The following is a 6077-nucleotide window of genomic DNA, read 5'->3' on the forward strand; positions in this document are numbered from 1 at the left end:
TTACGCCTTTATGTCCTGCCCCTATGACTGTATCTAGTTCCCAGTCTCCTAAACGAGTCTTTTTTTCTACAATACAAGGCCGTTGCTTAATATCTATACGACCAGGGATGTTCCCTCTTCCAGAAGTTCCCTTTCTCTGCTTGTTATATTTTTTCCCTCGATGACGGAGCTCTCTATAAAGCTGTCCTCCCTGTCGTTTATCTTTCCAGATATGATTATAGATGGTCTCATGACTAACATGTTCTTTACCATGTCTTTTAAGCCATCCGGATATTTGTATAGGGCTTCATTGCAACTTGATTTTTTCTTCAATACTGGTAACTATTTGAGGAGTCATTTTTTTATTGGGCTGAGAATTTTTTCTAAGAAATGCTTTTTCTTGAGCTTGCTGATGACGGTATCCTCGTTGCCCTTTATTTCTCTTAAGTTCCCTACTAATAGTGCTATGATGAACTTTTAGAATGGTTGCTATTGAGCTAGATGTATCGCCTCTAGCTTTTAAAATAGACTTCTTTCGAAATTCCTCAAAGCAACTCCAAATTGTGAATTTAGGCAATTTAAAGAGATTTAAGATTATAAGCGATAGATACAGAAATCGGAGAAAGAGGTTTGGTTTGTGATTTAATCTTATCGCAGGGATTCACAATTTGGAGTTGCTTTGAGGAATTTCGAAAGAAGTCTAATATAAATCTGACATCTTTGGTCATAGGTTAGGTGATGGTAGCCTTTAGGCAAGGTCTCTCCTTGTATTTGATTGTTAAAAATCACAATAGAGATTCTTTCATCGCCTGCCTATTCTTTTTTTTAATTCTTCTGTGCACTTCAAACTTGAAAAGACTGATTCTTTCATCGCCTGCCTATTCTTTTTTTAATTCTTCTGTGCACTTCAAACTTGAAAAGACTTCCTCTTAACAATAAGTTCTAAAACACAATAGATTTTTTACTTATATTAAGTATTTAAAAAAATACTCTTTTATAATTAAGCGTAATTAATTATTAAAATAAATTCAAATTAAATTTTAAACTAAAAATTATTTTTTTATTTATTGTTAACATGTATTCACTACACTCTTTAATAGGGCGCATTCCGTCTTATTTTTATCGAAGTAATTTGACGCAAAAAAACTTTTAAGATAAAATGATTCGCTTATTGTGGCGGTCGTAGCTCAGCTGGTTAGAGCACTGGATTGTGGTTCCAGATGTCGCGGGTTCGAGCCCCGTCGATCGCCCAAATTCTTACTATCTCCTGTTCAATTATGCTAAGAGCCTGTTTAAAATCTTTTCAGTAAGGCATAATGATAGTTTTCATAAAACCTTTGGAGGTAATTATGACCCGCTCTTATCCAAGCGATATCTCGCGTAACCAATTTAGCAAAATCCATCTAATACTTGAGTCTACACGCAAAAAAACACGTCCACGAATAGTTAATCTATATGATATTTTTTGTCGGGTTTTGTACATTTTAAAAAGTGGTTGCCGGTGGCGTATGTTACCCATAGAATATCCTAAATGGGAATGATGTGATTATTATTTCCCTCTTTGGAATAAAAAAGATCATAAAAATTCTAAGAGTATTCTTGAAATAGTTTTAAAAAAAATTAGTTGGCGAGGTCAGAAAAAGCAGTGGTCGGAAAGAGAAAACAAGCTTTGTAATTATTGATGCTCAAAGTGTTAAAAACATTGCATAACTGGGTTTTTTGAAAAAACTGCTCTATCTTGCAAGAAGATGTTATCCTTTGTATAAAAATGTTTATACATTCAACCTCTTAATTTGAATGCAAACGAGTATACAGTGGAGAAGATAAGGACATGATGCAGGGAAAAAAATATCAGGAATAAAAAGACATATAGCAGTCGATACCCAAGGGCTTCCTCATGCGATTCACATTACCACCGCTAATATCACTGACAGAAATGGGTGTATAGAAGCATTTTCACTACATAAAAACCATTTTTTCGGTGTAAAAAATGTTTTAGCAGATAGAGGATATTCTGGAGAAAGATTTGCAAAGAGTGCGCAGGAAATATTAGGATGTATAGTAGAAATAGCCAAAAGAAATGCACTTCATACTTTTACAGTTATTCCTAGAAGATGGGTTGTAGAGCGTTCTTTTGCGTGGATAGAAAAATGTCGCAGGCTATGGAAAAATTGCGAAAGATAAATACATACAAGCCTGAATATGGTGGTTCTTGCTTTTATTGCTCTACTTTTGAAAAGATTTTAAACAGGCTCTAAGTTAAATTTGTAGGCTAAGGAGATTTTCATGTCTTTATTAGAAGCTTTTTTGTTAGGTCTAATACAAGGGTTAACTGAATTTTTTCCGGTTAGCTCTTCAGCACATCTTACATTATTTAAATTGATGCTTGGTATCCAAGACACAGAAACCCAAGTTATTTTAAGTCTTTTCTGCCATTTAGGCACTCTCTTAGCTGTGATTGTTTTCTTAAAACAAGATATTCTAACCATTTTGCGAACGGACCGTAAAAAAGCTCTTTTGCTTTTTTTAGCAATAATTCCTCTTATTCCTTGCTATTTACTGGTTAAACCATTTAAAGATTGGGTTTTTAATCCCAACTTTCTTGGGTTTGGTTTAATGTTTACAGGCTTTGTTTTACTGATAGGTCATTTTTGGCGTTTAAAAATACCCATTGAATCTTCTTTGAAAAAACGCGTACATGATGCTCTCTACATTGGAGCCTTGCAATCCATTGCTTTAATTCCTGGTGTATCGCGTAGCGCTTCTACTATTTGTTGTGCTCGTGTTTTAGGATGGGAAACAAGCGATGCAGTACGCTTTTCTTTTTTACTCTCTATTCCTACTATTATCGGCGGTAACTGTTTAGAGCTTTTTCAAATAACTATATGCGATGCTCCTAAAGATTTCTCCCTGATGGCTTGTATAGTGGGATTTATCACTTCTTGCCTAGTTGGGTTGCTTGTTATTCGCTTTGCCTTTTCTATCCTAGAAAAAGGAAATTTTAAACCCTTTGCTTGGTATTGTCTTATTCTTGGCTTTTGCAGCGCAATTTATTTAAACTATTAGGAGTTGATAGTGAATAAAAATACATCTTTTGAAAAAAAATCTAAAGTAGTACATCCAGAAGCAAGAGGATTGATCTTATTAGCACTTACTGTGATTGTTTTACTAAGTTTGATCAGTTTTCGATTCGATGCTCCTCATCAGAATTGGTTAGGTCTCATTGGTTGGGGATTGGGATTTGGTTTTAATTATCTTTTTGGAATAAGCAGCTATCTCATTGCTGGTTTTGGTTTGTGGCTTGGATGGAAGTTGATCCTCAATCAAAAACCTATATATATGCTATCTAAGCTTTTTTGCTTCCTGATTCTGTGTTTTTCTTGTTGTTTTTTACTAAATTTACTAGCAGAGAATAAATGGACTTACACTCAGTTGTTTGAAAACAGGGTGTATACCGAATCATATTTTTTCGAACTCCCCTATCCTTATTCTACCCTTCGATATAATTTGGGAGGAGTTCCTTTGTACTATCTATATAAGGACATCCCTACATTTAATTTACAGCATATGCTAAGCGATGTAGGAATCTTTATTACTTTCTTTATAACAGCTTGCGTATCTTTTTTGTTCTTAATGGAAATTGAATTGCTTGCCATTGGCAGAAAACTTAAATCTTTCACCTTATTTCTAAAGAATAAACTCCTTAACAAAATCTCTCAAAAAAAAACACTTCCCACGATTAAAAGCGCTTCTGAAATTGAGCGTTTACTTTCACAGCGCTCCATAGCTCCTCCTTATTTACACACAAAACCTCAAGAAAGGCCGGAAAAGGAGATAAAAATTCGCACGATGGCGGATATTGAGCCTGTTAAAAAAAAACAGCCCATAGAAACTAAACTCAGCAAACGGCAACTAGCGCTTAATGCACAATGTGTTGTCAAAGGAGATTATACAACATATCAAGTCCCTCCTGCCTCTTTATTGAATCACCCTAAAAAAGTAGATCAACCACTTCTAAAAAAAGAATTAAAAAAACAAGCCGAGGTACTTCAAGATACTTTAATGAGTTTTGGGATCGAAGCTAAAGTCGGTGAAATCAACTGCGGCCCCACTATTACCTCTTTTGAAGTACATCCAGCTATTGGAGTAAAAGTACAAAAGATCAAAACGCTAGAAAATGATATCGCTCTCAATCTACAAGCTAAATCCATCCGCATTATTGCTCCTATTCCAGGTAAGGCAGCAGTAGGGGTAGAAGTCCCTTCTATTTATCCTCAAGAGGTGAGTTTTAAAGAGCTGCTAACCCAATATCAAAGCCATGTACGTAAAATGATGGTTCCTCTTTTGCTAGGTAAAACAGTCTCAGGAGATAGCGTAATTAGCGATTTAAGTAAAATGCCTCACTGTCTAATTGCAGGGGCAACAGGTTCGGGAAAATCCGTTTGCGTAAATACTCTGATCATGTCCATTCTTATGAATGCACGCCCTGATGAAATCAAGTTAGTCATGATCGATCCTAAAAAAGTAGAGTTAACCCCCTATACTAATCTACCTCATATGTTAGCACCTGTTATTACAGAACCCCATGGAGCTTATGCAGCTTTGAGTTGGCTTGTAAAAGAGATGCAAACCCGCTACGATATTTTAAAGCAATTAGGAGTACGTAACATCACAGCTTTTAATAATAGGCAGATCAATCAAGAATTAGAAAGTTCTTTGAATATTCCTATCCCTGCTAAAATGTATGCAATTGTAGCTATTATTGATGAGTTTGCTGATCTTATAATGGCCTCTAGCTCTGATTTAGAAACTCCCATTGCTCGTATTGCCCAAATGGCTCGTGCAGTGGGCATACATCTTATATTAGCAACACAAAGACCATCTAGAGAAGTGATTACAGGTCTTATTAAAGCAAATTTTCCTACTCGAATCGCTTTTAAAGTAGCTAGTCGGATTAACTCGCAAATCATTCTAGATGACGTAGGAGCAGAAAGTCTTTTAGGAAATGGCGATATGCTTTTTTTACCCCCCGGTACATCTACCTTAATTCGTTCTCAGGGAGTATATATTAGCGATGAAGAGATCAATCGAGTCGTCTCTTTTATATGCAATCAAAGCCCTCCGAATTATTTGATAGAATCTTTTGACAAAATGCGTTTTGAAGATCTATCTTCTGAAGAAGGGGCAGAAAGCGGTCCTCGTGATATGCTCTATGAACAAGCGCTTAACCTAGTTATAGAAACAGGAATGGCATCGACAACTTTTCTGCAACGCAAATTGAAAATTGGCTATGCAAGAGCTGCCTCTTTAATGGATGAACTAGAGAGCAAAAAAGTGATTAGCTCGCAAGAAGGAGCAAAACCTAGAAGGATTTTAGTGGATCCTAAAGATTCCTTGCTTAAACCAAATAAGGTAAATGATACAGAATAACACTCCTGACGAGGATACAATCCATCCCGATATTCCACTATTGCCCGGTTTAAAGTTCATGGGATACATCCTCTATGGATTTGCTTGTATTACTCTATCTATAGCCATTTTTGCACCTAAATCGAATTCTATTTACACCGAGCTTGCAGAAGATAACTTAACAACTCCTCAAGAAATGGAGCAAGGCTCGGGTTTAAGTCTTCTTACAGAAGATGAATCTCTTTTAGAGCTTGATCCCAGAGAGGTTTTTAACTTTTTCTATGTGAGCGCATTATTTGCTTTAGTAGGAACTTCTTGCTTTTGGCTCTTTTATAAAAAGAAGAAAAATCTACAGGTTTAATCATTAATGAACAGAAAAGAGTCTAAAAAAATTCTTTTGGCTGATTCTGATCGAAAATTACATCAACGTATTAAACAAGCTAAAGAAGCAGCGCAATATCATTTCGAATTCGCAGCTTCTGGAACAGAAGTTTTGAAAAAAATGCCTCATTTTCAACCCGATCTAGTGGTTGTAGAGCTCGTGCTACCCCATATTCACGGAATCGAAGGGCCCTTTCAACCTCGAATTGCACAAAAAAGAACATATAAATACTTGAAAAAACATCTATTGTGCACCCGAGCATAGCATGTTTGTAGATAATCTCCTAAACACTTCTAGTGGAGTTTCG

General features: G+C 35.8%; 7 protein-coding genes, 1 tRNA gene and 1 pseudogene. 6 read left to right on the plus strand and 3 right to left on the minus strand.

Going from position 1 to position 6077, the window contains the following annotated elements:
- The 3 genes from RHOW815_RS09105 to RHOW815_RS06155 all read right to left on the minus strand — a co-directional run.
- On the minus strand, window positions 1-280 hold a 280-nt coding region (locus RHOW815_RS09105; protein ID WP_215217456.1), incomplete at its 3' end, for an IS30 family transposase.
- 6 nt (window positions 281-286) lie between these two features.
- Entirely contained in the window at window positions 287-556 is a 270-nt protein-coding gene (locus RHOW815_RS06150; RefSeq protein ID WP_215217458.1) for a helix-turn-helix domain-containing protein, read from the minus strand.
- A gap of 71 nt (window positions 557-627) precedes the next feature.
- Window positions 628-768: a hypothetical protein gene (locus RHOW815_RS06155; protein WP_215217449.1), complete on the minus strand. Its 141-nt coding sequence runs from the start codon at window positions 766-768 to the stop codon at window positions 628-630.
- Between the two features lie 387 nt (window positions 769-1155).
- On the opposite strand from RHOW815_RS06155, the gene RHOW815_RS06160 reads away from it, so the two are divergent.
- The 6 genes and pseudogenes from RHOW815_RS06160 to RHOW815_RS06190 all read left to right on the plus strand — a co-directional run bounded on the left by RHOW815_RS06160 (window position 1156) and on the right by RHOW815_RS06190 (window position 6034).
- A tRNA-His gene (locus tag RHOW815_RS06160) sits at window positions 1156-1229 on the plus strand.
- A 99-nt stretch (window positions 1230-1328) separates the two neighbouring features.
- A pseudogene (locus tag RHOW815_RS09365) lies at window positions 1329-2226 on the plus strand (IS5 family transposase).
- 39 nt (window positions 2227-2265) lie between these two features.
- Window positions 2266-3045: an undecaprenyl-diphosphate phosphatase gene (locus tag RHOW815_RS06175; protein WP_215217451.1), complete on the plus strand. Its 780-nt coding sequence runs from the start codon at window positions 2266-2268 to the stop codon at window positions 3043-3045.
- 9 nt (window positions 3046-3054) lie between these two features.
- Entirely contained in the window at window positions 3055-5409 is a 2355-nt protein-coding gene (locus RHOW815_RS06180; RefSeq protein ID WP_215217452.1) for an FtsK/SpoIIIE family DNA translocase, read from the plus strand.
- Window positions 5396-5749, plus strand: coding sequence for a hypothetical protein (locus RHOW815_RS06185; RefSeq protein WP_215217453.1), 354 nt, complete (start codon window positions 5396-5398; stop codon window positions 5747-5749). The genes RHOW815_RS06180 and RHOW815_RS06185 overlap by 14 nt, the downstream gene beginning before the upstream one ends.
- 6 nt (window positions 5750-5755) lie before the next feature.
- Complete coding sequence (locus tag RHOW815_RS06190) at window positions 5756-6034, plus strand: response regulator (RefSeq protein WP_215217454.1); 279 nt, start codon at window positions 5756-5758, stop codon at window positions 6032-6034.
- The last annotated feature ends 43 nt before the right edge of the window (window positions 6035-6077 follow it).

It is taken from the genome of Candidatus Rhabdochlamydia sp. W815 (assembly GCF_018642185.1).
GTDB classification, from domain to species: Bacteria; Chlamydiota; Chlamydiia; order Chlamydiales; family Rhabdochlamydiaceae; genus Rhabdochlamydia; species Rhabdochlamydia oedothoracis.